Origin of the sequence: Sphingosinicella humi (genome assembly GCF_003129465.1) — a bacterium.
Lineage (GTDB): Bacteria > Pseudomonadota > Alphaproteobacteria > Sphingomonadales > Sphingomonadaceae > Allosphingosinicella > Allosphingosinicella humi.
The window spans coordinates 343,128-369,490 of the sequence record NZ_QFFF01000001.1 but is presented as its reverse complement, the minus strand read 5'-3'; the positions used below and the strand labels follow the sequence as shown (position 1 = coordinate 369,490).

25 protein-coding genes are annotated in these 26,363 nt (G+C 65.7%); 10 read left to right on the top strand and 15 right to left on the bottom strand.

What is annotated here, in order from left to right; translation table 11 throughout:
* The first annotated feature begins 4 nt into the window (after positions 1-4).
* A complete protein-coding gene (locus DF286_RS01820; RefSeq protein WP_109269884.1) occupies positions 5-682 on the top strand; it encodes an NnrU family protein in 678 nt (225 codons plus the stop codon).
* 43 nt (positions 683-725) lie between these two features.
* A complete protein-coding gene (locus DF286_RS01815) occupies positions 726-1,064 on the top strand; it encodes a cupin domain-containing protein (RefSeq protein ID WP_109269883.1) in 339 nt (112 codons plus the stop codon).
* Between the two features lie 10 nt (positions 1,065-1,074).
* On the opposite strand, the gene DF286_RS01810 is transcribed toward DF286_RS01815, so the two are convergent.
* Entirely contained in the window at positions 1,075-2,280 is a 1,206-nt protein-coding gene (locus DF286_RS01810; protein ID WP_207789987.1) for an NnrS family protein, read from the bottom strand.
* Positions 2,281-2,355: 75 nt separating this feature from the next.
* Complete coding sequence (locus tag DF286_RS01805; RefSeq protein ID WP_109269882.1) at positions 2,356-4,629, bottom strand: nitric-oxide reductase large subunit; 2,274 nt, start codon at positions 4,627-4,629, stop codon at positions 2,356-2,358.
* Between the two features lie 518 nt (positions 4,630-5,147).
* On the opposite strand from DF286_RS01805, the gene DF286_RS01800 reads away from it, so the two are divergent.
* From DF286_RS01800 to DF286_RS01780, 5 genes are read left to right on the top strand one after another with little or no spacing between them, the layout of a single operon-like run.
* Positions 5,148-5,459, top strand: a complete 312-nt coding sequence (locus DF286_RS01800; protein WP_109269881.1) for a MoaD/ThiS family protein — start codon at positions 5,148-5,150, stop codon at positions 5,457-5,459.
* A 1-nt stretch (position 5,460) separates the two neighbouring features.
* Positions 5,461-5,934, top strand: coding sequence for a molybdenum cofactor biosynthesis protein MoaE (locus DF286_RS01795; RefSeq protein ID WP_109269880.1), 474 nt, complete (start codon positions 5,461-5,463; stop codon positions 5,932-5,934).
* Positions 5,918-6,454 carry a molybdenum cofactor biosynthesis protein B gene (gene moaB / locus DF286_RS01790; protein WP_109269879.1) on the top strand — a complete coding sequence of 179 codons (537 nt, stop codon included), beginning with the start codon at positions 5,918-5,920 and terminating at the stop codon, positions 6,452-6,454. Before DF286_RS01795 ends, moaB begins: the two co-directional genes overlap by 17 nt.
* Positions 6,451-6,939, top strand: a complete 489-nt coding sequence (moaC, locus tag DF286_RS01785) for a cyclic pyranopterin monophosphate synthase MoaC (RefSeq protein ID WP_109269878.1) — start codon at positions 6,451-6,453, stop codon at positions 6,937-6,939. The genes moaB and moaC overlap by 4 nt, the downstream gene beginning before the upstream one ends.
* Entirely contained in the window at positions 6,936-8,120 is a 1,185-nt protein-coding gene (locus DF286_RS01780; protein WP_109269877.1) for a molybdopterin molybdotransferase MoeA, read from the top strand. Before moaC ends, DF286_RS01780 begins: the two co-directional genes overlap by 4 nt.
* On the opposite strand, the gene mobA is transcribed toward DF286_RS01780, so the two are convergent.
* The 3 genes from mobA to DF286_RS01765 are packed head-to-tail and all read right to left on the bottom strand — an operon-like array spanning position 8,107 to position 10,629.
* Positions 8,107-8,694, bottom strand: a complete 588-nt coding sequence (gene mobA, locus DF286_RS01775) for a molybdenum cofactor guanylyltransferase (RefSeq protein WP_109269876.1) — start codon at positions 8,692-8,694, stop codon at positions 8,107-8,109. The two genes, DF286_RS01780 and mobA, sit on opposite strands and share 14 nt — an antisense overlap.
* Entirely contained in the window at positions 8,691-9,431 is a 741-nt protein-coding gene (locus tag DF286_RS01770) for a sulfite exporter TauE/SafE family protein (RefSeq protein WP_109269875.1), read from the bottom strand. The genes mobA and DF286_RS01770 overlap by 4 nt, the downstream gene beginning before the upstream one ends.
* A 7-nt stretch (positions 9,432-9,438) precedes the next feature.
* On the bottom strand, positions 9,439-10,629 hold the full coding sequence (locus DF286_RS01765; RefSeq protein WP_109269874.1) for an NnrS family protein: 1,191 nt from the start codon (positions 10,627-10,629) through the stop codon (positions 9,439-9,441).
* 146 nt (positions 10,630-10,775) lie between these two features.
* On the opposite strand from DF286_RS01765, the gene moaA reads away from it, so the two are divergent.
* Positions 10,776-11,774, top strand: a complete 999-nt coding sequence (gene moaA / locus DF286_RS01760; RefSeq protein WP_170303916.1) for a GTP 3',8-cyclase MoaA — start codon at positions 10,776-10,778, stop codon at positions 11,772-11,774.
* Positions 11,775-11,783: 9 nt separating this feature from the next.
* Here moaA and DF286_RS01755 read toward each other — a convergent pair whose 3' ends face one another.
* The 10 genes from DF286_RS01755 to DF286_RS01715 form a co-directional block, all read right to left on the bottom strand.
* The gene (locus DF286_RS01755; protein WP_109269872.1) at positions 11,784-11,990 is read right to left on the bottom strand and encodes a hypothetical protein; all 207 of its coding nucleotides are present in this window, start codon (positions 11,988-11,990) and stop codon (positions 11,784-11,786) included.
* On the bottom strand, positions 11,968-12,324 hold the full coding sequence (locus tag DF286_RS14920; RefSeq protein ID WP_146193544.1) for a hypothetical protein: 357 nt from the start codon (positions 12,322-12,324) through the stop codon (positions 11,968-11,970). The genes DF286_RS01755 and DF286_RS14920 overlap by 23 nt, the downstream gene beginning before the upstream one ends.
* Entirely contained in the window at positions 12,324-13,238 is a 915-nt protein-coding gene (locus tag DF286_RS01750; protein WP_109269871.1) for a peptidylprolyl isomerase, read from the bottom strand. Before DF286_RS01750 ends, DF286_RS14920 begins: the two co-directional genes overlap by 1 nt.
* The gene (gene narI, locus DF286_RS01745) at positions 13,235-14,029 is read right to left on the bottom strand and encodes a respiratory nitrate reductase subunit gamma (RefSeq protein WP_109269870.1); all 795 of its coding nucleotides are present in this window, start codon (positions 14,027-14,029) and stop codon (positions 13,235-13,237) included. The genes DF286_RS01750 and narI overlap by 4 nt, the downstream gene beginning before the upstream one ends.
* A complete protein-coding gene (gene narJ, locus DF286_RS01740; protein WP_109269869.1) occupies positions 14,026-14,724 on the bottom strand; it encodes a nitrate reductase molybdenum cofactor assembly chaperone in 699 nt (232 codons plus the stop codon). The genes narI and narJ overlap by 4 nt, the downstream gene beginning before the upstream one ends.
* Positions 14,721-16,250, bottom strand: coding sequence for a nitrate reductase subunit beta (gene narH, locus DF286_RS01735; RefSeq protein ID WP_109269868.1), 1,530 nt, complete (start codon positions 16,248-16,250; stop codon positions 14,721-14,723). Before narH ends, narJ begins: the two co-directional genes overlap by 4 nt.
* The gene (locus tag DF286_RS01730; protein WP_109269867.1) at positions 16,247-20,041 is read right to left on the bottom strand and encodes a nitrate reductase subunit alpha; all 3,795 of its coding nucleotides are present in this window, start codon (positions 20,039-20,041) and stop codon (positions 16,247-16,249) included. The genes narH and DF286_RS01730 overlap by 4 nt, the downstream gene beginning before the upstream one ends.
* Entirely contained in the window at positions 20,038-22,788 is a 2,751-nt protein-coding gene (locus DF286_RS01725) for a nitrate/nitrite transporter (RefSeq protein WP_109269866.1), read from the bottom strand. The genes DF286_RS01730 and DF286_RS01725 overlap by 4 nt, the downstream gene beginning before the upstream one ends.
* 166 nt (positions 22,789-22,954) lie before the next feature.
* The gene (locus tag DF286_RS01720) at positions 22,955-23,353 is read right to left on the bottom strand and encodes a response regulator transcription factor (RefSeq protein WP_109269865.1); all 399 of its coding nucleotides are present in this window, start codon (positions 23,351-23,353) and stop codon (positions 22,955-22,957) included.
* Positions 23,354-23,408: 55 nt separating this feature from the next.
* Entirely contained in the window at positions 23,409-24,098 is a 690-nt protein-coding gene (locus DF286_RS01715) for an alternative oxidase (RefSeq protein ID WP_109269864.1), read from the bottom strand.
* Positions 24,099-24,252: 154 nt separating this feature from the next.
* Here DF286_RS01715 and DF286_RS01710 point away from each other — a divergent pair, with 154 nt between their 5' ends.
* Complete coding sequence (locus tag DF286_RS01710) at positions 24,253-25,755, top strand: sensor histidine kinase (RefSeq protein ID WP_341533222.1); 1,503 nt, start codon at positions 24,253-24,255, stop codon at positions 25,753-25,755.
* Entirely contained in the window at positions 25,745-26,359 is a 615-nt protein-coding gene (fixJ, locus tag DF286_RS01705; protein WP_109269862.1) for a response regulator FixJ, read from the top strand. The genes DF286_RS01710 and fixJ overlap by 11 nt, the downstream gene beginning before the upstream one ends.
* Positions 26,360-26,363 lie beyond the last annotated feature (4 nt).

Below are 26,363 nucleotides of genomic sequence, written 5' to 3'. Positions count from 1 at the left end.
GGGCATGGTTGAATTCTTCCTGGCCCTGGCGCTGTTCCTACTCAGCCACTCCATTCCCGCGCGCCCCGAGATCCGCGGCCGCCTCACTGGAGCATTTGGCGAACGGACCTATGTCATCTTGTATTCCCTGCTCTCGCTGGGGCTGCTCGCCTGGCTGATCAGCGCGGCGACGCGCTCGCCCTACGTTCCGGTCTGGAATCTCGCCATCGGGCAATATTATGTGCCCGTCATCCTGATGCTGCCGACCTTCATGCTGTTCGCCGGCGGCGCCGTCTCCCCGAACCCGTTTTCGATCAGCTTCAGCCGCCGCCCCTACGATCCCGCGAGACCCGGGATCGTCGCCGTCACGCGCCACCCGATCTTGGGGGGCTTCGCGCTGTGGGCCTTCGCCCATGTCGTCCCCAACGGCGACCTGGTCTCGCTGATCATGTTCGGGGGGTTCGGGCTGTTCGCCCTCGCTGCGATGCCGCTCACCGACCGCCGCAAACGACGGCAGCTCGGCGCCGACTGGGAAAGGCTGGCAGCGGGCACGTCGATCCTGCCATTTGCCGGGGATGCGCCCTGGCGCTGGCCGCGCGGCACTCTCGCGGCGACGCTGATCGGGGGCGCCGGGCTCTACCTGCTCCTGCTCTGGCTCCACCCATGGCTGTTCGGGCCGGATCCCCGTATCGTCTTTTCGTAAGCGGCCCCGCCGGCGCCACCTAGCAACTACAAGAGGGGTGAACATGGCACTGAAGCACGCAAATCCGGGAGAAGTCGTCGACCTCCGCCCGCTCGGGTCCGGGCTCAAGGACGCCAAGACATCCGCCCTCGTCAAATCCGACCGTTTCGAGGCCGTGCGGCTGATCGTTCCTGCGGGAACGACGATCCCACCGCACAAAGTGGAAGGGTTCCTTACCTTGCACTGCCTCGAGGGCCGCGTCGTCCTCGGCATCGGGAAGGACATCGAGCTACAAGCCGGGGACTGGATCTACCTCGAGCGAGGTGCCGCCCATTCGGTGAGAGGGCTGGAGGATTCGTCCTTGCTCCTGACGATCCTGTTCGATGGTCGCCAGCATCGTTGACGGCAGCGGTTCAGGGCTGCCCGTCCCTTCGCGGGCCGATCAGTTTCGGTCCGTAAGCGAGCACGAAGACCAGGAACGCGCCGCCCCACAAAGTCCCCGCCAATTCGATGACGCGCATATAATCGAAGGGGATAAGCGGCGAACCGACCCTCACCGCTGCGCCGAACGTCACGAGCGAGTAGATCAGTACGGTCCAGCGATCCGCCGTCAACGGATAGCCGGTGTGGCCGCGGGTGGCGCGGGTCATCACCGCCAGCGTCATCGACGCCATCGCGCCTGCGGCGAGCGCATGGAGCGCTGAGGTTGCCGGCACGGCGGGCGAAAGGATGCTGGCGCCAAGCAGCAGCAGGCCGATCGGCAGCCAAGCGTAGGCGATGTGGAGGATTAACACGAGCGGATCGCGCGCGGCGCTCAGGCCCGACCAGCGGCTCAGCCGAACCGCCTGGAGCAATCCGGCCCCGAGTAGCAGGATGGCGACCAGACGTGCGTCGGGCGCGAAGGTCCAGCCGCCAAGGGCGAGGGCGGTGAGGGCAAGGGAGCCGATATCGAACCGGCTCGGCTGGGCCGGAAGTCCGTGCTTGCGTCCCTGCTTCATCAGCCAGTTGCGGGTGAAGGCGGGGATGATCCGCCCGCCGATCAGGCCGATCAGCATCAGCACGAGAGCGAAACCGGCGCGCCAGCCTGCGCCCGTCGTTGATGCGAGCCCCAGTGTCTCGGTATGGTCGAGCGCGCTTGCCGCCGCGAACAGCAGGATGACGATGACGATCGGCACGTTGCGGTTCTTGGCGGCGACGATCTCCCGCCCCGCCACCGCCGCAAGGACGAGGAGGAAGCCGACGTCGAGGGCGAGGGCGATCGAGGACCCGATCGTTGCAGAAAAGAGAATGGCGAACCGCGCCGCCAGCCACAGGACGGCCAAGGCGGCCAGCGGGGCACCGGCGAGCGGCGGCCGCCCGGTCCAGTTGGGTATGGCGGTGAGCAGGAACCCGGCGATGACGGCGCCGAGATAGCCGAACAGCATCTCGTGCCGATGCCAGGCGAGGGGATCGAAGGCGGTCGGGAGGGTGACGGCGCCCGACAGCGCGCAGACCCAGAGCGCGACCACGACCAGCGCCCAGACCGCGCCGCCCAGGAAGAAGGGCCGAAACCCGCCCCGCAGCAGCGGCGGCAGGCCCATCAGCCGGTCGTGGCGGCTTCGTTCGACCTTCATGTCCATGGCGACCTCTTACAATGTGCGTCTGATAACAAACAGGGAAGCGCCCGGCCTCCTGATGGAGACCGGGCGCTCCTCTTACTCGGCCGGGACCAGCGCCGGCTCGGCGTCGATGGTTGCGCGGCGCTTGCCGGCGAGGAGCCTCAGCATGAACAGCGCCAGCGTCAGGACGCCAATGCTGAACACGATGTCCCCCGGCACTCGCAGCCACACCAGGGTCTCCATGACCGTCGAGTGGATGATCTCCGGCGAACGGGCATACCAGAAGCTGGTCGTGATGCTGTGCCAGGCCTGGTAGAGGCCGGCCGGCACCAGGCTCATGAACACCATCATCGCGAGACCTCCGTTCAGGGCCCAGAAGGTCGGCTTCAGGAGCCGGTCCGACCAGACACCGTCGCGGAAGGCGGTGCGCAGGCAGAACAGCATCAGGCCGATGCCGAGCATGCCATAGACCCCGAACAGCGCCGCATGGGCGTGGCTCGGCGTCATGTTGAGCCCTTGGATGTAGTAGAGCGAGATCGGTGGATTGATGGCGAAGCCGAGCACGCCGGCGCCGACCAGGTTCCAGAACGCGACCGCGACGAAGAACAGGATCGGCCATTTGTAGGTGTCGACCCACGGGGCGGCCCTGGTCATGCGGTAATTGTGGAACGCCTCCACGCCGAGCAGCGACAACGGCACCACCTCCAGCGCCGAGAACATGGCGCCCCAGGCGATGATCGGGGTCGTCGTGCCCGAGAAATAGAGGTGGTGGAGCGTGCCGAGGATGCCGCCCGTCAGGAACACCGCGGTCGAGAAGACGACCGCCGTGTTCGCCGCGCGGGCACGGACCAGGCCGAGCCCGGCGAAGATGAGCGCGATCACCGCCGTCGCGAAGACCTCGAAGAAGCCCTCGACCCAGAGATGGACCACCCACCAGCGGAAATATTCGATCATGGAGAGCGGGCTGTGCCGGCCCCAGGTGAGCGCGGCGCCGAAGAATAGGCCGATGCAGACCGTGGATACGAACACCATCCCGATCAGTCCGCGCGAGTCGCTCTTCGTCTTGAGCGCCGGCCAAAGCGCGCGCCCGACGAGCGTCAGCCAGATCATCAGCCCGACGAACAGCAGGATCGCCCAGAAGCGGCCGAGATCGACGAACTCATAGCCCATATGACCGAACCAGAAGTTGGCGCCATGGCCGAGCTTCTGCTGGATCGCCATCCATTCGCCGGCGAACGAGCCGACGACGACCACCAGCAGAGCGCCGAACAGCAGGTTGACGCCGAGCTTCTGATATTTGGGCTCATGCCCCGACAGCATCGGCGCGACGTAAAGGCCGGTCGCAAGCCAGGCGACCGCGATCCAGAAGATGCCGAGCTGCGTATGCCAGGTGCGGGTCAGCGCGTAAGGAATGAGCTCGGAGATGTTGTAGCCGTAGAATTCCTGGCCCTCGACCGCATAGTGGGCGGTGATGGCACCGAGCAGCACCTGGGCGAGAAACAGGCCCATGACGGTGACGAAATATTTTGTCGTCGCCTTCATCGAAGGCGTCGGCTTCATCGACAGCAGCGGATCGCGCGCCGGTGCGGCGGCATGCTCCTCTTCGCCCCGCCGCGCCTGATACCAGAGCAGCCAGCCGATGCCGGCGATAAGGAAAAGGACGCTGGCGATCGACCAGATGCCGAGCGCGGCCGACGGCGTGTTGCCGACGAGTGGCTCGTGCGGCCAGTTGTTGGTGTAGGTGATGGTGTCGCCCGGCCGTTCGGTGACGCTCGTCCAGGCGGTCCAGAAGAAGAAGGCGCCGAGCTGCTCGCGCTGCCGGGCCTGCGTGATCGACTTTTCGGGAATAGCATATTGGACGCGCAGTTCCTTCAGCGCGGGGTCGCTGCTGAACAGCGTGGCATAATGGTCGGCCACCGCCGCTATCGCCTCCGCGCGCGCCTCCGACACGGTGATCGTGCCGGTCGCCTCGTCATAGCTGTTGGTACGCAGCTCGCGCTTCAGCCGCTCCTTGAGGCCAGCTTGCGCCTCCGCGTCGAGCGAGGCGAAATCCTTCACCCCCTCGGCGCGTGCCCATATGTCGAGCAGGGCGATGGCCTCGCGATGAAGCCAGTCGGCCCCCCAATCCGGCGCGACGTAGCCGCCATGGCCCCAGACCGAGCCGAGCTGCATGCCGCCTAATGTCTGCCAGACTTCGCGCCCGGTCTGGATGTCCGCGCGCGTGTAGAGCGTCTCGCCGCTGGCCGTCGCCACCATTTCGGGGACAGGCGGCGCCTTGACGTAGATTTCACGGCCGATGAGGCCGAGCACGGCGAAGGAAAGAACGAAGATCCCCCCCAGCCAGAGCCACAATTTCTTTGAATATTCCATTTTGGCCCCCCTTTGGGCTGGTTATTTCACGGGTGGATAAGGAGTTTGGGAGCAACTCGGGATTCAGGAGTTCCCCCTACGTAACTTGCCGGAGGCTCAGGGGTGTGATCGCTCCGGTTGGGTCCTCGCTGGCCGCGACCCTGCTAGGGCGCCGCAGATGAGGATGGCCGATCCTGCAGGTAGGGCGATTTCGCTCCTGCGGAGGATGGGAGGGCGCGCTGATCCAGCTGCTCCTCGCCCTGATAGGCGGACCCTGGACTTGTACGTGTCGCAGCCAGTGAACGAAGGCCAGCGCCGTCAGGCCACCGCCTGAGCCAGCGCCTCACTGCCCGTCGCCGACCGAAGGCGCGCCATGTGAAGCGCGGAAAGCCGGAGATGTGCGGCTGAAACGGCTCGGCGGTCGCTCCGATAGGCGAGGTCGAGTTCCTCGCGTGCCCGTCGAACATGGTAGTCGTGGCTGGTTTCCATGGCTGTGCCCTCATCCTTGATAAGGATCGCTCTGCCGGGGCAGATCGCGCATGGCATTGATCTGGCTCAAAGCGTGGGCGATGGGTCGGGACGAAGCTGCCCAAGCAGGTGAGGCGATGAGGATCCTTTTCTTCGGACGATTGGGTGAACAGCTCGGGAGCGAGCTCGAAATCGATTCGCCAGGGGAGAGCTGGACCATCGCCGAGCTCCGGGAGAGTCTGTGCTCGCGAAGCGAGCTGTTTCGGGAGGCGCTGGGACGTCCCGGCGTTCGGGCCTGCGTGGATCAAGTCATCGTTCCCGACGACGTTCAGCTGAGACCCGGTCAGGAGGTCGCCTTCATTCCTCCTCTGTCGGGCGGTTGAGATGGAAGCGCGCCTAAAGCCTAGCCGGCTTCGGCCGGAGCGAGAATTGGAGGCGTTCATACGGCGCCTGTCGGGTGATGGAGCGGTGGTCAGCTTCGTCGGCATTGCACGACCGACGGGCCGGGATGGGGAGCCCGTGATCGGGCTTCACCTGGATCATTATCCCGGCATGACGGAAGCATCGCTCGCCGAGATCGCGGCCGATGCCCTGAAACGCTTCGAGGTCAGCGACGTCGCGGTGGTCCACCGCTGCGGGCATGTATCGCCCGGCGATCCGATCGTGTTCGCCGCGGCCGCCGCACCGCATCGCCGCTCCGCCTTCCTCGCCGCCGACTATCTGATGGACAGGCTGAAGACCGACGCCGTGTTCTGGAAGCGGGAGGACGGGGTTGACGGCTCGCGCTGGATAGAGCCAACCGAGGGAGATCACACCGATCGCGACCGCTGGAGAGAGCCGAGTGCCGGGGATCGATGAGAACCTGACCTTCTACCCGCTGAATATCGCGGTGCTGACCGTTTCGGACACGAGGGACGAGGCAAGCGACCGCTCCGGCGCGCTGTTGGCCGAGCGACTGACCGCGGCCGGGCACAAGCTTGCCGCCAGGGCGATCGTCACCGACGAGGTCGAGGCGATACGAATCCAGGTGCAGGCCTGGGTGCAAGATCCCGCGGTGGACGTGGTCCTGACGACCGGCGGCACCGGCTTTGCGCCGCGCGATGTGACGCCTGAAGCGGTGAAGCCCTTGTTCCGCCGCGAGATGGACGGCTTTTCCGTCGTCTTCCATCAGGCGAGCCTCGACACGGTCGGCGTCTCGACGCTTCAGTCGCGGGCCTTCGCGGGCCAGGCGGACGACACGTTCGTTTTCTGCCTGCCGGGATCGACCGGCGCCTGCCGCGACGGCTGGGACCTTGTGCTCGCGCTGGAACTGGACAGCCGCTACCGGCCATGCTCGCTGGCCGGGCAGATACCGCGCCTCCGGGACGTCTGCGCATGAGCCGGCTCAGCCATCTCGACGAGAGCGGCCGCGCGCGCATGGTCGACGTGACCGACAAGCCGACCACCGCGCGGCGGGCTGCGGCCGAGGGGCGGTTACGCTGTCGAGCCGAAACGCTCGCGCTGGTGAAGGAAGGCCGCGCGCCGAAGGGATCCGTCGTGCAGACGGCGGAGTTGGCGGGCGTGATGGCGGCAAAGCGCACCGGCGATCTCATTCCGCTCTGCCACCCGCTCGCGCTGACCGGCATCGACGTGACGATCGCTCCAAACGACGCGTTGCCCGGCTTTGAGGTGCGCGCGGAGGTACGGACCAGCGGGCCTACAGGAGTCGAGATGGAGGCGCTGACGGCGGTGAGCGTCGCCTGCCTCACCCTATTCGATATGCTGAAGGCTGTGGATCGGGAGATGGCGATCGAGGGGATACGCGTCACCGCCAAGTCCGGAGGGCGGTCGGGAGACTGGGGCGCCGGCGGCGGGGCTTCATGATCGATTTTGACGAGGCGTTCGCCCTGGTTGTGCGGGCGGCGCGGCCGCTGGGAACCGAGACGATCGCGCTGGCGGATGCGCGGGGCCGCCTCCTCGCCGCTCCCGTTGTCGCGATGATGGATGCGCCGCCCGCCGACGTGTCGGCGATGGACGGCTACGCGGTGCGCGAGAGAGACCTGAAGGCGGGCGGATCGCTTCGGCTGGTCGGGAGCTCCTGGCCTGGCTCCGGATTTGGCGGCGCGATCGGCACCGGCGAGTGCGCCCGGATCTTCACCGGAGCGCCCTTGCCCGCGGGTGCGGACAGAGTGGTGATCCAGGAGATCGTGGACCGCGCGGACGATCAGGTCCGGGTGCGAGGGCCAGTCGGTTCAGGACGTCATGTGCGGCCGCGCGGCTCCGATTTCCGGACCGGCGACCGGCTGCTGGAGCCGGGGCTGCGGCTCGACCACCGCAGCCTTGTCGCCGCGGCGGGGGCCGACGTCGCAGAGGTGCAGGTATGGCGGCGGCCGCGCGTCGCCATCCTCGGTACCGGCGACGAGTTGGAAGAGCCCGGGCAAGCCCGTCATACGCCGGGACGCATCCCGGAAAGCGTCTCGCTCGGCGTCGCGGCGCTGGCCGAACAATGGGGTGCGGCCGTCATGGGCCGGCGCCGGCTGCGCGACGAGCCCGACGCGATGAAGGAGGCGGCGGAGACGGCACTCTCCGAGGCTGACCTCGTCGTGATGACCGGCGGCGCCTCGGTCGGCGAGAAGGATTTTGCCAAACCAGTGTTCGCCTCCCTGGGGATGGAGATCATCTTCTCCAAGGTTGCGATCAAGCCGGGGAAGCCGGTCTGGCTCGGCCGCGTCGGCGATCGCCTCGTGATGGGCCTGCCGGGCAATCCGACATCGGCACTGGTCACGGCCCGCCTGCTGCTGGTGCCGCTGGTCGCGGGTCTCGGCGGACGGGAGGACGAGAGCGCGCTGCATTGGCGGGCCGCGCCATTGACCGATGCACTGCCCGCCTGCGGCGACCGGGAAACCTTCGTCCGGGCGCGCTGGACGGGCGAGCGAGTGCAACCTCTCTCCAATCAGGATTCGGGAGCGCAGCGGGCGCTCGCCGAGGCGGACCTCCTGATCCGCCGCCGGCCCGGCACCGCCGCTCTGGTGGCCGGGGACATGGTCGACGTTATCGATTTCTGAGCAGCCGCTCCGCCGTGGCCAGGTCATCCAGGTTGTTGACGTTGAAGAAGGGGTCGAACGGCTCGCACGGCCAGTCGGCGGTCGTGAAGCCCACATGGGCGGCAAAGCCCTTGAGCGACGATCGCCCGGTCGTGCGATAGCTCGGTAGGGCGTCGATGACGTTGCTCCTCCACAGCGCGCAGGCAGGATGCAGCATCCCGCCGCTCGTCGCCAATACAGCACCGACGCCTCCGCCCAATTTGTCGCAGAGCCTGTGAGGAAGGTCGCGGGGCACGAACGGCGTGTCGCAGGGAATGGTGAGCGTCGCCTGGAGACCCTTCTGGCGTGCGAAGCGGAGCGCCGGCTGAAGGCCCGCCAGCGGCCCCGCGCCCTCTTCGTCGATGAGGGCGGTCACGTCGTCAGGAAGCGGGAACTGACCCGGCTCGCGAAGGGACACAGCCACGTCGCCGGTCCAGGTTCGTGCGAACGCGAGGGCGCGGTCGAGCAGCGTCTGTCCACCCATTAGGGCCAGGGGCTTGTTCCCGCCGATGCGACGGCCTTCGCCGCCCGCCAGGATGACGGCGGCCAACCTCATGTGAAGATCAGCTTCGCGCCGGCCACGGCCAGGACGAGCCCCAGCAGCTGAAGCAGCGCCGACTGCGGCAGCCGCCGAACGCCGAGCCAGACGCCGAGCAGCGCTCCGGCGGCGACGGCGGCGAGGAGCAGCGGCATCTCGGTGGGAACATGGCCGAGGCTCGCGACATTGCCGGCAAGCCCGGAGGCGGAGTTGGCAAGGATGAAGGCGGCGGCGACACCGGAGGTGGCGCGCGGCTTCTCCCAGCCGAGGAGCAGGATGAGCGGGCTGAGGAAAATGCCGCCACCCGTGCCGGTGAGGCCGGCGAGCAAGCCCAGCACCGCGCCCGCCGGCAGGCTGATCCAGAGCGGCGGCGCATGGACGGGCCGCTCGGCCATGGCTTTCGGTTTCCACAGCAGGCGCAAGGCGGCGCACCACAGGACGATGCCCACCAGGGGTCGGTAGATGTGCGGCGGAACATCGATCGTCCCGCCAATATAGGCCAAGGGCATGGCCGTTATCGCAAAGGCGAGGAACAGGCGCAGGTTGAACTGCCCGGCGCGGGCGTAGCGCACTGTGCCAAAGCCGGCGACGAGCAGATTGAGGGCGAGCGCCGTCGGCCGCATCGTCGCGACGGGCAGGGCGAACAGCGCCATGATCGCCAGATAGGCCGACGCCCCGCCATGCCCCACCGCGGAGTAGAGCGCGGCGGCGAGCGCCATCAGCAGGGCGATGGAGACGAGGGTGACGGAATCCATCCGTAGGTCAGGTCCGGCGGCGCCAGGGGCGGGTGAGCATCGGGCCGTAGCTCAGGGCGAACAGGGCGAAGGCAAGCGACCAGCAGGCGGAGGAGAGGCCCAGAAGCTCCAGATGGATCGGGATGAGGAAGGGCGCGAGCACCCGCATGACGGCGGCGGCATTGACCAGGGCATAGATGACGAGGGTGATCTCGTCGGCGCGGCGCTCGCGGCCGGTATGGCTGCGGCTAGTGCGGGTCATCATCGCCAGGGTCATCACCCCGATCGCTCCGGCGGTCAGCGCGTGAACGGCGGCGGTGACGGGAACATCGGCCGGCGCCAGGATCGAGGCGCCGAGCAGGACGAGGCCGAGCACGCACCAGAAATAGCCGAGGTGGAGAATGAGGACCATGCCGTCGCGCCCGGCGACCCATCCCCGCCATCGCAGCAGGCGAACGAAAAGGCCGGTCCCGGCTACGACCAGTGTTGCGCCCGTCAACGGGCTCGAAGGCAGGAGCAGCCATAGGAGGATCGCCGCGCCCGTCACGCCGACGGTCGCCTGATCGAAGCGGCCGGGGGGAGGGGGGACGGGCTTGATCTTCTGCTGCATCATCCAATTGCTGGTGAAGCTCGGCACCAGGCGCCCGCCCATCAGGGTGATGAGGAAGGTGACGAGGCCGAGCGCCATCCGCTCGGATGCCGGCCCGAGCTCCGGCACGATCGCGCGCGCATGGAAGCCGATGTCGGCGATCGCGATGAGGCTGATGACGATGCAGGGGCCGAGGCTGCGCCAGTTGCTGGCGGCGAGTTGCTCCCGCCACATGGCCAGCGCGAACAGGACGAGGAAGGCGGCGTCGATAACCGCGGCGGCGGGGCCGAGAGCGGAAATCGCCAGCATGGCCGCACGCCCGGCGATCCAAAGCGCGGCCAGCAGGACGACGGGCCGGCCCGCCACCGGATAATGTCCGGTCCAGTTCGCGCCGGCGACGATCATGTAGCCGACGATGACGGCGCCGGTGTAGCCGAACAGCATCTCGTGCACGTGCCAGTCGCGGGTGAAGATCGCGGCCATGTCCTCGCCCGCGCCGAACAGGGCCAGCATCCACAACGGCACCGCCAGCGCCGCCCAGACGGAGGCAAGAAGAAAGAAAGGGCGGAAGCCGAAGCTGAACAGGGCGGGGCCGCGATAGTCGCGAAGGATCTGGGCCGTCGTCTTCATCGATCGTGACTTGCCTCCAAGGAGCCGGAATAGCCGAGCCATGCCATCGTCGATAGGACGGCTGCGTGACATGGATCAATGTCGCCTCGCCTCTGTTATAGGAGGTGGGCTGTAGGTCGGGGCAGGAGCGGATGGACGGGCACTCCATGTCGGGCACGATACCGGGATTGGTCGATGGCTTCGGTCGCCGGATCACCTACGTCCGTCTATCGGTGACCGACCGCTGCGATCTTCGCTGCCGCTACTGCATGTCGGAACGAATGCAGTTCCTACCGAAGTCCGAGCTGATGACATTGGAGGAACTGGCCGAGCTTGCCGCTATCCTCGTCGATCGCGGCGTGCGGCGTATCCGCCTCACCGGCGGCGAGCCCCTGGTCCGCCGCAACATCCTGTGGCTCGTCGAGACGATCGGGCACCGCCTTGGTGACGGCCTCGACGAAATCACCATGACGACGAACGCTACCCAGCTCGCCCCGATTGCCCAGCGCCTCCGCGAATGCGGCGTTCGGCGAATCAACATCAGCCTCGACAGCCTGAACGAGGATCGATTTCGCGCCATTACCCGGCGCGGCGACCTGCGCCAGGTGCTCGGCGGGATCGCGGCCGCCCGCCGCGCCGGCCTCGCGGTCAAGATCAACATGGTCGCCCTCAAGGACATCAACGAGGATGAGATCGAGGCCATGGTCGCCTGGTGCGGCGAGCAGGGCTTCGGGCTTACCCTGATCGAGACCATGCCGCTCGGAGACGTCGAGGGGGACCGGACCGACCAGTATCTGCCGCTCGATGCGGTGAAGCGTCGGCTGCAGGAGCGCTATAGCCTCATCCCGTCTTTGCATCGCACGGGCGGGCCGGCGCGCTATTTCGACGTCGTCGAGACCGGCGGGCGGATCGGCTTCATCACGCCCATGACCAACAATTTCTGCGACGGCTGCAACCGCATCCGTATCACGGCGACCGGCACGATCTACGGGTGTCTGGGGCACGACCAGAGAGTGGAATTGAGGGATGCGATGCGGAGCGGGGCGCGCGACGCGGTGCACCGGGCGCTCGATGCCGTGATGGCCGCAAAGCCCCGCCGCCACGATTTCCGTATCGACGCCGCACGACCCGCGGTTGCCCGCCATATGAGCGTCACCGGCGGTTGAGCGGCCGGGTCAGAAAATGAAGTAAAGGGTGAGCGCCACGCAGATCGCCAGCACGACGAGCCAGACGATGGGCCATCCTTCTCCCTCATTCTCTTTCGCCGACGTCGTGTCGACGGGGGCAGGCGAAGAGCTTGTGTCATAGATTCTTTCGGTCGTGCTCTTCAGCGCCGGGTTGAGCGGCGCGTCTTCGGGCTTAGGCTGTCCGGAATCGCTCATGGGACGTTCCTTCACCAACGTGATCATGTGGAGAATGAGAATGGGCGTCGCAGCCGGATACGGTCAAGCGCCAGTGCACCATGGCGAGAAGACAAAGGGTGCCTGGATCGTCGCTGTCCCTGAGGCTCGATATGAGCGTTGCCCAGTCTTCCTCCGAAGCCAGACGCGAGAAATCGGCGACCGCCATTCGGGCATAGCCGCTTGGGGTCATGCCTAGAGCCGCGGCGGCCGCGGTGATCCGCGCTGCAAGCTCCGGGTCCGATGCCTTCAACCATGCCTGAAAAGACCCAGCCGAGTTGCGGGCTGCGGCAAGGATATCGCCGAGCATCGGCATCAGGCGCTTGCCCCTTCGATCAGCACCCCCTCGACTTGGCCGCGTCTTGCAAGTTCGGCCACGTAGCGGGCCGCTTCCACCGACCAGCTGCGTGCCTCGAGCATGTCGGCAATCTTGGCCTGTGCCACTTCGAAGGGGATGGTGCGTCCCGGGATGCGTCGCTGGAGGCGGAGCACATGCCATCCGAAGCGGGAACGCACCGGCTCCCGCCCCGTCTCGCCGTCCTGCAGCGCCTCCAGGCCCGCTTGAACGGCGGGAACGAGCTCACCGCGCCTGATCTGTCCCAGCGACCCGTCCTGCTGGGCCGACGCGCAGCCCGAGAAGGTTCGGGCGGCGGCGGCGAATTTGGTGGGATCGTCGCCGACATCAGCCGCGACGGCGCGCGCGCGCGCTTGTGCCGCAGCCCAGCCGCTGTCGTCCATTCCTTCGGGCTCGATCAGAATATGCGATGCCTCGAACAGGTCGGGAGTGCGGAAACGCTCGACCTTCGCCTCATAATATCGGCGGCACTCCTCTTCACCTGCTCGCGCGGGCTGGACCTCCTGTTCAAGCAGCTCTCTAATGAGCGCATCATCTTCCGCTTCTCTGCGGCCGGCGTCGTCAGCCTCGGGATCCGGATCGAGGCCGAGCCGACGGGCCTCCTGCAGGAGGAGCTCACGGACGGCGAGCGCCCGCGCCGCCTCAATCCATGCCGTCTCGGCGTCGGGAGCCGGGTGGTGCTGGATCTCCTCGGCGATGGCCTCTGGGGCAATTTCGACACCATTGACGATCACGTCGCCGAAGCTCGGCGGCGGCGGGATCCGCGGCTCCGGACCGCCGCCGCAGCCGCCCACTTCGCAGGCGCTTGGCATCACCGGCGCTGGGCGGCCCTGTTCCGGATCACCAAGATTGATGACGTCGAGCCGCCTCGTCATGCGCCTGCCTGCCCTTCCTCGGAATGTTGCCGCATCATGGTCGTCCCGCCGTAGCTCGGTGCTACACCGACTGGTCCCCGCGTGCGGGAATAATCCGGCTTTCCCGATCGCCGCGACCGGACGATCTGATAGCCGGGCCGCAGCAGGAACCAGATCGGCGCGCTCCAGATGTGCACCAGCCGCGTGAACGGCGTGATCAGGAACAAAGTCAGGCCTAGAATGATGTGGAGTTTGTAGACGAGCGCCACCTCCTTGATCGCTGTCGGTGCGTTCGGATCGAAGGTGAGCACGCCCTGCGCCCAACTCATGAAACGCAGCATCTCGCTGCCGTCGAGATGCTGGATGGTCCAATATGTGGTGAGGATGCCGAGTACGAGCTGGGACCAGATGAGGACGAGGACCGCAATGTCCCCGATCGACGAGCTTCGCCGGATGCGCGGGTCGAACAAACGCCTGTGGAGCAGCAGCGAGCAGCCGACGAAGGCTGCGACACCGGCGATGCCGCCCACCACCAGCGCCATGAGCTGCTTGACGTCATGGCCGATGCCGAGCCGGTCGATGACGGTGACGGGCGTCAGGAGGCCAACGAAGTGGCCGACGAGCAGGATCAGCACGCCCATGTGGAAGAGGTTGGAACCGATGACCATCTGCTTGCGGCGTAGGAACTGGCTCGACTGCGAGCGCCAGCTATATTGGTCGGCATCGAAGCGGAGAATGCTGCCGACCACCAGCACGGTGACGGCGAGATAGGGATACCAGCCGAACGCGAGCTGATTGATAAAGTCGTTCATCGTCTGCTCTCCCTGTTGATCGGCCGGTTGGCCGCCCTGATCTTGGCGACGAAACCGGTGGGCCCGCCCATTTCATGCACCGCGCCTGAGCTGAAGGAGACGGGCGCTTCCTCCCACTCCTCGTCGATCTTCGCTGGATCCTCCTCCGGCGCGCGCTCCTGCAGCTCGGCCAGCGCCTCGGCGTCGGGCCGCACCCCGACCAGCGCGACGAGGCCGTGGAAGATCGCCGCGTAAAGCGAACCCCTCTTGTCCAACCGCTCGGCAAGCGCGGCGAACACATGCGCCGGTTGCCCGACCATCTCTGAGGCCTCGGCAGGTGGCAGGCAGGAGGCGAACTCCAGGAATACGGGCACGAAGTCTGGCAGCTCGGTCGAATCCAAGAAGAACCCCGCCTCCAGATATTGCTGGCCGAGATCTATCATCGCCTGTCCGCGTTCACGGCTGTCGCCATGAACATGCTCGAACAGATGGAGCGACAGCGAACGCGAACGGTCGAACAGCTCGCTATAGTCGGACTGAACATCGAGCAGGTCCGCGGTCTCGAGCCGGTTCAGCAGCGGCTCCAGACGGCGGGTCTCAGCAGTCGGCAGCGAACGCTCGGCGGCGATCGCCTCCCGCACCGCCCGGATGTTCGCCTGGAGCTCGGCAGACGGGTAGCCGAGCAGGGCCGCCAAGGCACGTAGCGTGATCTTCATGTTGGGACGTCCGTCATATATTTGTGGCGGGGTGTGCGCTTGGCGCCGCCGAAAAGGTTGACCTTGCTGGCGCCGTTCGTCCCTTCGCGAAAGCCGAAGCCGGTGGCACCGCGCAGCACGTAGGCATCCTCCTCGAGCTCACGCCGAGCGGTCGGGATGACGTAGCGATCCTCATAGGCGGCCAGCGCCATGATCTTGTACATCTCCTCGATGCGGGCGCGGGTGAGGCCGACGCGCTCGGGGATCGACTCGTCGATCCGTCCTTCGACGCTCTTGGCGCGCATATAGGCGCGCATCGCCAGCATCCGCTCCAGCGCCGCGGCGATCGGCTCCTCGTCGCCGGCTGTCAGCAGATTGGCGAGGTAGCGCAGGGGTATGCGGAGGGATCGCACGTCCGGCATGCCGTCCTGGACCGACATCTTGCCGGCCTCGGCCGCCGACTGGATCGGCGACAGCGGCGGCACGTACCAGACCATCGGCAAGGTGCGATATTCCGGGTGGAGCGGGAAGGCGATCTTCCACTCCATCGCCATCTTGTAGACGGGCGAGCGGGTCGCCGCTTCGAGCCATTGTTCGGGAATGCCTTCGCGCCGAGCGGCTTCCTGAATAGAGACGTCGTTCGGATCGAGGAATAAGCCGAGTTGCGCCGGGTAGAGATCCTTCGGATTTTCGACCGAGGCGGCCGCCTCGATGCGGTCGGCGTCGTACAGCACGACTCCCAGGTAGCGGATACGGCCGACGCAGGTCTCGGAGCAGACGGTTGGCTGGCCCGTCTCGATGCGCGGATAGCAGAAGATGCACTTCTCCGACTTTCCCGTCGACCAATTGTAGTAGATCTTCTTGTACGGGCAGCCCGACACGCACATCCGCCAGCCGCGGCACTTCTCCTGGTCGATGAGGACGATCCCGTCCTCCGCCCTCTTGTAGATCGCGCCTGACGGACAGGAGGCGAGGCAGGAGGGGTTGAGGCAGTGCTCGCACAGCCTCGGCAGATACATCATGAAGGTCTTCTCGAACTGGCCGTAAATCTCCTTCTGGACGCCGTCGAAATTATAGTCGCAGGACCGCTTCTCGAACTCGCCGCCGAGCATGTCCTCCCAATTGCCGCTCCACTCGATCTTGTTGAGCAGTTCCCCCGTCACCAGCGAACGGGGCCGGGCAGTGGGCTGCGCCTGGAGCTCGGGCGCGGCCTGCAGCCACTCATATTCGAACGTATAGGGCTCGTAGAAATCGTCAATTTCCGGGAGGTGCGGGTTGGCGAAGATCTTGGAGAGGATCCGCCACTTGGCACCCTGGCGGGGAACGATCTTGCCGTTCTTCTTCCTTACCCAACCGCCCTTCCAACGCTCCTGGTTCTCCCAATCCTTGGGATAGCCGATGCCCGGTTTGGTTTCGACATTGTTGAACCAGACATATTCGACGCCTTCGCGGTTGGTCCAAACGTTCTTGCAGGTGATCGAGCAGGTGTGACAGCCGATGCACTTGTCGAGGTTCAGGACCATCGCGATCTGAGCACGAACCTTCATTCCGCCGCCTCCCGGGCGTTCGCGCCCCTTGTCCCCGTGCCCCAGTCCGCGGTGCCTCCGGCCACGTTCGCCGTGTCGTCCGCCGATTTGTCGAACCAGTTCACCTCGCTCATCTTTCTCACGATCACCCACTCGTCGCGGTTGGCGCCGACCGTGCCGTAATAGTTGAAGCCGTAGGCGAGCTGGACGTAGCCGCCGATCATGTGCGTCGGCTTCATGTTGATGCGCGTGACGCTGTTGTGGATGCCGCCGCGCTGTCCGGTGATCTCGGAGCCGACGGTGTTCACCAGCTTCTCCTGCGCGTGGTACATGATCGCCGAGCCCGGCCGGATGCGCTGCGAGACGATCGCCCGCGCTGTCAGGGCCCCATTGACGTTGAATGCCTCGATCCAGTCATTGTCGACGATGCCGGCGGCCTTGGCGTCGTCCTCGCTGATCCAGAACATCGGCCCGCCGCGGTTGAGGCTCAGCATGATGAGGTTCTCGGCATAGGTCGAGTGGATGCCCCACTTCTGGTGCGGCGTCAGGAAGTTCAGCATGATCTCCTGGTTGCCGTTGGGCAGCTTGCCGAGCACCTGCATCACGGTCTTGGTGTCGATCGGCGGTCGCCAGGTGACGAACCCCTCGCCGAACGCCCGCATCCAGTGATGATCCTGGTATAGCTGCTGCCGACCCGTCAGCGTCCGCCATGGGATCAGCTCGTGGACGTTGGTGTAGCCGGCATTGTAGCAGACATGCTCGCTTTCCAGCCCGGACCAGGTCGGCGAGGAGATGATCTTCCTCGGCTGTGCGGCGACGTCACGGAAACGGATCTTCTCCTCCTCCTTGCCCTCGGCGAGATGGCTATGGTCGCGCCCGGTCGCCTTCGACAGGGCGGCCCATGCCTTGACGGCGACCTCGCCGTTCGTCTCCGGCGCCAGCATCAGGATCGTCTCGCAGGCGTCGATATCGGTGTCGATCTTGGGCCGGCCGGCGGTCGGGCCCTCCAGCACGCGACCGTTCAGGTCGCCAAGCAGCTCGATCTCGCGCTTCGTGTCCCAGCCGATCCCCTTGCCGCCATTGCCGAGCTTCTCCAGCAGCGGCCCCATTGAGGTGAAACGGGCAAAGGTCTCCGGATAGTTGCGCTCGACCAGATGCACGTTCGGCATGGTCTTGCCCGGGATGGGGTCGCATTCGCCCTTGAGCCAGTCCTTGGGCTCGTAAGGCTGCGCCAGCTCGCCCGGAGTGTCGTGCAGGATCGGCTGGGTGACGAGGTCATGCTCGATCCCCAGCACCTCGGGAGCGACGTCGGAGAATTTCTTCGCGATGGCGCGGAAGATATTCCAGTCGCTCTTGGTCTCCCAGGCCGGGTCCACCGCTGCTGAGAGCGGGTGGATGAAGGGGTGCATGTCGGACGTGTTGAGATCGTGCTTCTCGTACCAGGTGGCGGTCGGCAGCACGACGTCGGCATAGATGCTGGTCGTCGACATGCGGAAATCGATGTTGACCATCAGGTCGAGCTTTCCGACCGGTGCCTCTTCGTGCCAGACGACGTCCTTCGGCCGATCGATCCGCTCCAGATCCTCGTCGGTGCCGACGACGCCGTGCATCGAGCCGACCAGGTGCTTCAGGAAATATTCGTGGCCCTTGCCCGACGCGCCAAGCACGTTCGATCGCCAGAAGAACATGTTGCGCGGCCAGTTGACCGGATTGTCGGGATCGAGACTGGAAGGCTTGATGTCGCCCGCCTTCATCGCATCGGCAACGACGGTCGCCGGATCGGCTCCGGCTTCGTGGATTCGATTGCCCCATTCGATCGGATTGGCGTCGAACTGCGGTGCCGACGGCAGCCAACCCATGCGCTCGGCCTTGGCATTATAGTCGAGCATGCTGCCGGACCAGTCGCCCTCCGGCGCCAGCGGCGACAATATCTCCGACATCTTCAGCGTCTCGTAGCGCCACTGGTCGGTGTGCGTGTAGAAGAAGCTGGTGCCGTTCATCTGCCGCGGCGGGCGCGTCCAATCGAGGGCGAAGGCCATCGGCAGCCATCCGGTCTGCGGGCGAAGCTTCTCCTGGCCGACATAGTGGGACCAGCCGCCGCCGGACTGGCCGATGCAGCCGCACATGACGAGCAACGCGATGATGCCGCGATAGCTCATGTCCATGTGGTACCAGTGATTGAGCCCGGCACCGAGGATCACCATCGAGCGGCCCTTGGTCGTCTCGGCATTGGCGGCGAACTCGCGCGCGACCTGGATGATCGCCTGGCGCGGCACGCCGGTCACCTTCTCCGCCCAGGCGGGGGTGAAGGGCACGTCGTCGTCATAGCTGGTGGCGACATTGTCGCCGCCGAAGCCGCGGTCGACACCATAATTGGCGCAGAACAGATCGAAGACCGTCGCGACATAGCCCTTCGTGCCGTCCGCGAACGAAAGCGCCTTCACGGGCACGTTGCGCATCAGCACTTCATCATGCGCGGTGGCGACGAAGTCATGGGGCGCGACGGCGCCGAAATAGGGGAAGGCCACGGCAAGGATTTCATCATGATGACCGGCCAGCGTCATGCGGAGCCGCACGGCGCGGCCGGCGCCCGCCTTCTCCTCCAAATTCCATTTGCCGGGATCGCCCCAGCGGTGACCCGCCGAGCCGGTCGGAACGACGAGATCACCGCTCAGTTCGTCATAGGCGACGGTCTTCCAGTCGGGATTGTTCGCTTCGCCAACGGCACCCTCGATGTCGGCGGCGCGGACGAAGCGGTCAGCGACCAGCTTGCCATCCCGCTCAACGAGCTTCACCAGCAGCGGGAAGTCCGAATATTTGCGGGTATAGTCGGCGAAATATTCGCACCTTCGGTCGACGTAGAACTCCTTAAGCACGACGTGGCCGAGCGCCAGTGCGAGCGCCGCATCGGTTCCCTGTTTCGGGTGCAGCCACATGTCCGAGAACTTGGCCGCCTCGTTGAAGTCGGGAGCGATGACCACGCTCTTTGCGCCGCGGTAGCGGACCTCGGAATAGAAATGCGCGTCGGGTGCGCGCGTCATCGGGATGTTCGAACCCCAGACGAGCAGGAATCCGGCATTGTACCAGTCGGCGCTCTCGGGGACGTCGGTCTGCTCGCCCCAGGTCTGCGGGCTGGACGGCGGCAGGTCGCAATACCAGTCGTAAAAGGAAAGGAGATTGCCGCCGATCAGGGACAGATAGCGGCTGCCGGCCGCGTAGGAGATCATCGACATGGCCGGGATCGGCGAGAAGCCGGCGATCCGATCGGGTCCATATTCCTTGATCGTGTAGGCGTTGGCGGCGGCGATCAGTTCGGTCACCTCGTCCCAGCCGGCGCGCACGAATCCGCCGCGGCCGCGCTTCGCGACCCAGTCGCGCCGCTTGTCTGGATCCTGGACGATCGACTTCCACGCGGCGACGGGTGCCATCGACTTACGCGCCTCGCGCCAATGGCGGATCAGGCGGGCGCGCACGAGCGGATATTTGATGCGGGTGCCGGAATAGAGATACCAGCTGTAGCTCGCTCCGCGTGGGCAGCCGCGGGGCTCATGGTTCGGAAGGTCGGGGCGGGTGCGTGGATAGTCGGTCTGCTGCGTCTCCCACGTGACGATGCCGCCCTTGACGTAGATTTTCCACGAACAGGAGCCGGTGCAGTTCACGCCGTGGGTCGAGCGGACGATCTTGTCGGCTGCCCAGCGCTTGCGATAGGCGTCCTCCCATTCGCGGGGCTCGTCGGTCGTGATGCCGTGTCCGTCCGAGAATTTCTCCCGCTGCCTCCGAAAATAGGTCAAGCGATCCAGGAAATGGCTCATCGATGGCTCCCTTTGGTGGCATGGGCAAGCGCCGGCTCCTTGTTGCGGATCCCGCGCTCGAGGCTTCGCAGCATCCCCTTGGGTCCCGAATAGACCAGCCAGGTCAGCGCCGCGCAGCTCAGGTAGAAGAGGAGGAAGCCCCACAGCGCTGCCTCGGGCGCGCCGGTCAGTTCGATCGAGGAGCCGTAGGCCTTGGGGATATAGAAGGCGCCATAGGCGGCGATGGCCGAGATGAAGCCGATGATGGCGGCGGACTCGCGCTCCGCCCGCAGCCTGCGATCCGCTTCGGAGACACCCGAGGCGGTGCGGTCGATCTCCTGGCGCATGATGCCGGGCACCATCTGGAAGGTGGAGGCGTTGCCGATGCCGCTGGCGAGGAACAGCAGCAGAACCATCGCGAAGAATCCCCAAAAGCTTCGGGCATCAAGGAACCAGATCATCCCCATCACCGCTCCGATCATGATGACGAAAACCCAGAAGGTAACGCGGGCGCCGCCCAGGCGATCGGCAATCCAGCCGCTCCCGGCGCGCGAGAGGGCACCGACCAGCGGGCCCATGAAGGCGTAGCTGAGTGCATTCACCTCAGGGAAGACGAGGCCGGCGAGAAGCGGGAATCCGGCCGACATGCCGATGAAGGTGCCGAATGTGCCGGTGTAGAGCCAGCACATCAGCCAGGTATGGCTCCGGCGGAAGATCGCCGCCTGATCGGAAAAGGAGGATTTCGCGCTCAATATGTCGTTCATGCCGAACCAGGCGGCGAGCGCACCAACGATGATCAGCGGGACCCAGATGAAACCGGCGTTCTGCATCCAGACCTGGGTTCCGTCGCTCGCCACCTGACTCTGCCCGCCGAGCGCACCGAAGAGGCTCATGGTGACGACGATCGGCACGAGGAATTGCATCAGGCTGACGCCAAGATTGCCGAGGCCGGAGTTGATCGCCAGGGCGCTGCCCTTCTCGGACTTGGGGAAGAAGAAGCTGATATTGGCGACGGACGACGCGAAATTGCCGCCACCCAGGCCGCACAGAAGGGAGAGAACCAGGAAGATCAGATAGGGCGTGTCGGCATTTCGCACCGCATAGCCGATGCCGAAGGCGGGGATGAGGAGCGATGCCGTCGCCAAGGTCGTCCAAAGGCGGCCGCCGAAGATCGGCACCAGGAAGGCGTAGAAGATGCGCAAGGTGGCTCCCGACAAGCCCGGCAGCGCGGCCAGCCAGAAAAGCTGGTCGGTCGTGAAGTCGAAGCCGATCGCGGGCAGCCGCGCGACGACGACGCTCCACACCATCCACACGGCAAAGGAGAGGAGCAGGCAATAGGTCGAGATCCAGAGGTTGCGCCGCGCGATGGGCCGCCCCGTCGTGCGCCAGAACTCCGGATCCTCCGGCCGCCAGTCAGCGATGGGGCCGGGGCCTCGGGGCGGCACGACCACGCCGGGCTCGCCGAGTCCCTGCATCTCCGGAAGCTCGGGCAGGGGCTCCTCCCGGCCCTGGCGCATGGCGACGCGCTCCATGTGGCGGATCGCCCCGTGCATCCAGACGAGCGCGATGGAAACGAGCAGGAACAGCAGGGCGAAGCAGCTTGTCCAGATGCCGGTGAGGTCGCTGAGGGCGCCGAAAGAGAGCGGCAGCATGAAGCCGCCGAGGCCGCCGACCATGCCGACCAGCCCGCCGACGGCGCCGACATGGTTGGGATAGTAGACCGGAATATGCTTGAACACCGCCGCCTTGCCGAGGCTCATGAAGAAGCCGAGGACGAGGACGGTGAGCAGGAAGGGGATGAGCCCCATCGACGTGCGGAAGGTGATTGGTCCGCGGACGCCCTCAATGATGTACGTGGTTGGCGGGTAGGACAGCAAGAAGGTGCACAGCACCGACATGCCGAAGGTGACATATAGAACCGACCGCGCGCCGTAGCGGTCCGAAAGGCGTCCGCCGTAGATGCGGAACAGGCTGGCCGCGACCGAGAAGAGGGCGGCGAGCACGCCCGCCGTCTCGACGTCGAGACCGTAGACTCCCATCAAATAACGCGGCAGCCACAACGCCAGCGCCACGAACGCCCCGAAAACGAAGAAATAATAGAGCGCGAAGCGCCAGACCTGGATGTTCCTGAGGACGGAGAGCTGCTCGGCCATCGAACCGGCGAGCTTGCCGCCGCCGCGGCGCGCGATCTGGCCGGGATCCTCGCGGGTCAGCAGCAGGAAGGCGACGGCCATGAGGGCAAGCGCTGCCGCCCATAGCTGCGCCACCGCCTGCCAACCCATGGCGATCATCACGAAGGGCGCAAGGAACTTGGTAACGGCCGCTCCGACATTGCCGGCGCCGAAAATGCCGAGGGCGGTTCCTTGGCGCTCCCGTGGAAAGAATTTGGAGACGTAGGTGACGCCGACGGAGAAGCCACCGCCGGCGATGCCGACTCCGAGGGCGGCGATCAGCAGCTCGGCATAGCTGTCGGCATAGGAGGTGAGGAATGTCGCCCCGGCAGCGAGCAGCATCACGGCAGCGAGAACCCGTCGCCCGCCGAGCTGATCCGCCCAGATGCCGAGGAAGACGCGGCTGAGAGAGCCGGTGAGGATGGGCGTCCCGACGAGGAGACCGAACTCTGTTTCGGAAAGCCCCAGCTCATCCTTGATGCCGAGGCCGATGATCGAGAAGATCGTCCAGATCGCGAAGCAGGCAGTGAACGCAGCCGTGCTGGCCCACAAGGCGTTGGAGGCGCCCGGCGTGGGAGGCGGCTGCCCCGGCGTCACGGCGCTTGGAACCCCGATCCGCTTTCGCGGAGCCCTGTCGATCGAAAATGCAAAAGGTCGCCCCCCTGATTTTCAGCAGCCGTAGACTAGACGCTCCCCAACACACTCGGTTCCAGCCGATGTCGTAACCGACCGCACCCCTCCTGCCTTTGATCGGCAAAGGCTGTCATTGAGTCAAATCAACGGGCAACGACATCTCTGTGGACGAGATCAAGGATCGTATGGCCGCCGTAAGAGCGTCGCAAAGGAGGGGTTTCTCGATCAGCACTGCTTTCGCATCCGCCACCGCTTGGCGAACCTGGCGAGTAGGATTGCTGGTTATCACCACGGCGGGAAGGGTGACTCCCTGCATCCGGAGCAAGGCCAGTAGCGCCAGGCCGTTCATGCCAGGGAGCCGGTAATCGATCACCAGGCAGCCCCCACCCAAGGATGGTGCATGCTCAGCGATGGTTTCGGCGTCGGCAAATTCCACCACCTCGAATCCTTCAAGCTCGAACGAGAATTTGAGCGAGGCGCGGATGGCCGGATCGTCGTCGACTAGAAAGACCTTCTGAGCGACCTTCATTCTGCTCTCTCCAAGGCGGATCGGGGAAATGGTTTCCCCGATCCGTTACCGATGGTCAGGCCGCCTGCTTCCAGATCGGTTCCAGTGCCTCGTGCGGCGGGCAGGGAGCCACCTTGCCCTGCGGGAGCCCGGCGAGCTCGTTGGCGAAGCCGTGGTTGACGTCGCGGTGATGGGCTTCGTCGGCGCGCACGACCAGCACCACGTCGCGGAGAGTGGCGCTGTCGGGCAGGCCCCAATAGCGCTTGGCGATCTCGGGCGCGGGCACATTCTCGGAGCGGCCTTCGTCGATCTCGGCGAGATAGTGGGTGTAGCTGATCACCGCCTCCTCCTCGAAATAGCCGACGACGCGGTGAGCGGTCTTCGAGCTGACGAGATAGAGGGCGAAGAAGAACAGGTAGAAGACCCACTGCACGCCGATGATCACCGCCCGCTCGAACCACGTGGGCTTGGAGATCTCGATGAAGGTCATCAGGTGCATGCGCTCATTTTCGGCTTCGTCCATGAGCGTCTTGATCCAACCCTTGTCGTCGCACATGCGGCGAAGGCAGGCGAGGTGGTTGATGGTGGCGCCGACCATACCCGGAACGGCGGCGACCGTCTCCAGCACGACCGCACGATGGCCGTAGCGCTCGGCGAAGAAAGTGTCGGCGCACCAGCGAAGCGCCTTGGTGAAGCCATAGGCGACCCGGTCCGACAGCCCCTTGGGCTGATGATGGACGGCAAGATCGATGAACGGCGCGGTCATTGTGGTCTCCTCTGAATGGGCGAGCCAAAGCCCGCCTTCACTCTCGGAGCCGATCTAGTCGCCGACCGAACTGGCCAAAACTTGGGTCTTGACCCTAAGTAGAAACACGGAGGTCGCACGCAGTGGCACATCCCCCTATGGAGGCGGCATGGAGTTGAACGGTTTGCGTCAGGACGAGCTCGCCGCCTTCCTATCCCGGATCGGGGCCGGGGCGGCGTGCGTCCTGGCGGTACTGGCGGTGACGGCGGGCATGTCCGCCCGCTGGGCGGTGGATCCGTTCATCGGGCAGCGCGACACCTTCATCTTCTTCGTCCCGGCGGTGGTGCTCGCCGCCGCCGTGGGAGGAGTTTGGCCGGGCCTTCTGGCGGTGACGCTCGGCGCCGGTGCCGGTCTTGCCGTCGACGCGATGACGGGGGGCATTGCGACCGGAAACCTGATCGGAGCGGGCGCCTATATGCTCGTCGGGGCGGTCGTCGCGGTCGGCGGCGAATGGTTCCAGCGCGCCTGGAGACGCGCCGAGGAGGTCCATAAGGGGCTCGTGCAGCGCGAGGGGCACCTTCGCTCCATCCTGGAAACGATCCCCGATGCCATGGTCGTGATCGATGAGGACGGGCTGATCCGGGATTTCAGCCATGCCGCCGAGAGGCTGTTTGGCTGGAAAGCCGAGGAGGCAGCGGGGCGGAACGTCAAGATGCTGATGCCCTCGCCCTACCGGGAAGAGCATGACGGCTATCTGGAGCGCTATTACCGGACCGGCGAGCGGCGCATCATCGGCGTGGGCCGGGTCGTCGTTGGCGAGCGCCGGGACGGATCGACCTTTCCGATGGAACTGGCCGTGGGCGAGATGCGCGGCGAGGAGGGCCGCTTCTTCACCGGCTTCGTCCGCGATCTCACCGAGCGTCAGCAGACCGAGACCAGGCTCCAGGAGCTCCAGAGCGAACTCGTTCACGTCTCGCGCCTGACCGCGCTGGGCGAGATGGCTTCCGCGCTAGCCCATGAACTGAACCAGCCGCTTTCGGCCATCGCCAATTATCTCAAGGGGAGCAAGATGCTGCTGGCCCAGGAGGAGATTCCGCGCGACCGCGTCGGCGACGCCATGGACCGGGCCGCCGACGAGGCGCTTCGCGCCGGCCAGATCATCCGGCGCCTCAGGGACTTCGTAGCGAGAGGCGAGACGGAGCGCAGCGTCGAGAGCCTGCCCAAGCTGATCGAGGAGGCGAGCGCCCTCGCCCTCGTCGGGGCCAAGCAGTACGGCCTGCGCGTGCGCTTCGATCTGAATCGTGAGGTGGACCTCGTGCTGGCCGACAAGGTGCAGATCCAGCAGGTCGTCCTGAACCTCATCCGCAATGCCGTCGATGCCATGATCGAATGCGAGCGCCGCGACCTCAAGGTGACCGTTGTTCCGACGGAGAATGACATGGCGCTGATCAGCGTCGCCGATACCGGCCCGGGGATCAGTCCGGAAATCGCCAGCCAGCTTTTCCAGCCGTTCATCACGACCAAGCTAACGGGTATGGGCGTCGGTCTGTCCATATCGCGCACGATCATCGAAGCGCATGGCGGGCGCATCTGGGTCGAAGAGAATGAAGGTGGCGGGGCCATTTTCCGATTCACGCTTCAGAGAATTGGCAAGGAGGAATTATTCGATGGCGACTGAGCCCATGGTGCATGTGATCGACGACGATGATTCCGCCCGTCATTCTCTGGAATTCCTGATCGACTGCGCCGGCCTCAAGGTTCGTTCCTACGAATCGGCGATCGACTTCCTGAAGTCGGTGCCGGACATCGATCAGGGGTGCATCGTCACCGACGTCCGCATGCCGGAAATGAACGGGATCGAGCTGGTGGGTCGGCTGAAGAGCCTGGGCGTCACCGATCCGGTCATCGTCATCACCGGCCATGCCGACGTGCCCATGGCCATCCAGGCGATGAAACAGGGTGTCGCCGATTTCATCGAAAAGCCGTTCAGCGACGAAGCGATCCTCGGCGCCATCCGGTCGGCGCTGGCACGGGCAAGCGACCGCAATGAGAAGGACGCCCAGAGGGACGAGATCCGCGCCCGCATGGAGACGTTGTCGCAGCGGGAGCGAGAGGTATTGGGAGGCCTGGTCGAGGGTCACGCCAACAAGGTGATTGCGTTCGACCTCGATATCAGCGCCCGGACGGTCGAGGTCTATCGCGCCAATGTGATGGCGAAGATGCAGGCGCGAAGCCTTTCCGAGCTGGTGCGGATGGCCACCATCGCGGAGATGGCCGAATAGGCCC

Coding starts and splice junctions, on each gene's coding strand:
- DF286_RS01820 (WP_109269884.1), top strand. CDS start 5: ATGGTTGAATTCTTCCTGGCCCTGGCGCTGTTCCTACTCAGCCACTCC.
- DF286_RS01815 (WP_109269883.1), top strand. CDS start 726: ATGGCACTGAAGCACGCAAATCCGGGAGAAGTCGTCGACCTCCGCCCG.
- DF286_RS01810 (WP_207789987.1), bottom strand. CDS start 2,280: ATGGACATGAAGGTCGAACGAAGCCGCCACGACCGGCTGATGGGCCTG.
- DF286_RS01805 (WP_109269882.1), bottom strand. CDS start 4,629: ATGGAATATTCAAAGAAATTGTGGCTCTGGCTGGGGGGGATCTTCGTT.
- DF286_RS01800 (WP_109269881.1), top strand. CDS start 5,148: ATGGCATTGATCTGGCTCAAAGCGTGGGCGATGGGTCGGGACGAAGCT.
- DF286_RS01795 (WP_109269880.1), top strand. CDS start 5,461: ATGGAAGCGCGCCTAAAGCCTAGCCGGCTTCGGCCGGAGCGAGAATTG.
- moaC (WP_109269878.1), top strand. CDS start 6,451: ATGAGCCGGCTCAGCCATCTCGACGAGAGCGGCCGCGCGCGCATGGTC.
- DF286_RS01780 (WP_109269877.1), top strand. CDS start 6,936: ATGATCGATTTTGACGAGGCGTTCGCCCTGGTTGTGCGGGCGGCGCGG.
- mobA (WP_109269876.1), bottom strand. CDS start 8,694: ATGAGGTTGGCCGCCGTCATCCTGGCGGGCGGCGAAGGCCGTCGCATC.
- DF286_RS01770 (WP_109269875.1), bottom strand. CDS start 9,431: ATGGATTCCGTCACCCTCGTCTCCATCGCCCTGCTGATGGCGCTCGCC.
- DF286_RS01765 (WP_109269874.1), bottom strand. CDS start 10,629: ATGAAGACGACGGCCCAGATCCTTCGCGACTATCGCGGCCCCGCCCTG.
- moaA (WP_170303916.1), top strand. CDS start 10,776: ATGTCGGGCACGATACCGGGATTGGTCGATGGCTTCGGTCGCCGGATC.
- DF286_RS01755 (WP_109269872.1), bottom strand. CDS start 11,990: ATGAGCGATTCCGGACAGCCTAAGCCCGAAGACGCGCCGCTCAACCCG.
- DF286_RS14920 (WP_146193544.1), bottom strand. CDS start 12,324: ATGCCGATGCTCGGCGATATCCTTGCCGCAGCCCGCAACTCGGCTGGG.
- DF286_RS01750 (WP_109269871.1), bottom strand. CDS start 13,238: ATGACGAGGCGGCTCGACGTCATCAATCTTGGTGATCCGGAACAGGGC.
- narI (WP_109269870.1), bottom strand. CDS start 14,029: ATGAACGACTTTATCAATCAGCTCGCGTTCGGCTGGTATCCCTATCTC.
- narJ (WP_109269869.1), bottom strand. CDS start 14,724: ATGAAGATCACGCTACGTGCCTTGGCGGCCCTGCTCGGCTACCCGTCT.
- narH (WP_109269868.1), bottom strand. CDS start 16,250: ATGAAGGTTCGTGCTCAGATCGCGATGGTCCTGAACCTCGACAAGTGC.
- DF286_RS01730 (WP_109269867.1), bottom strand. CDS start 20,041: ATGAGCCATTTCCTGGATCGCTTGACCTATTTTCGGAGGCAGCGGGAG.
- DF286_RS01720 (WP_109269865.1), bottom strand. CDS start 23,353: ATGAAGGTCGCTCAGAAGGTCTTTCTAGTCGACGACGATCCGGCCATC.
- DF286_RS01715 (WP_109269864.1), bottom strand. CDS start 24,098: ATGACCGCGCCGTTCATCGATCTTGCCGTCCATCATCAGCCCAAGGGG.
- fixJ (WP_109269862.1), top strand. CDS start 25,745: ATGGCGACTGAGCCCATGGTGCATGTGATCGACGACGATGATTCCGCC.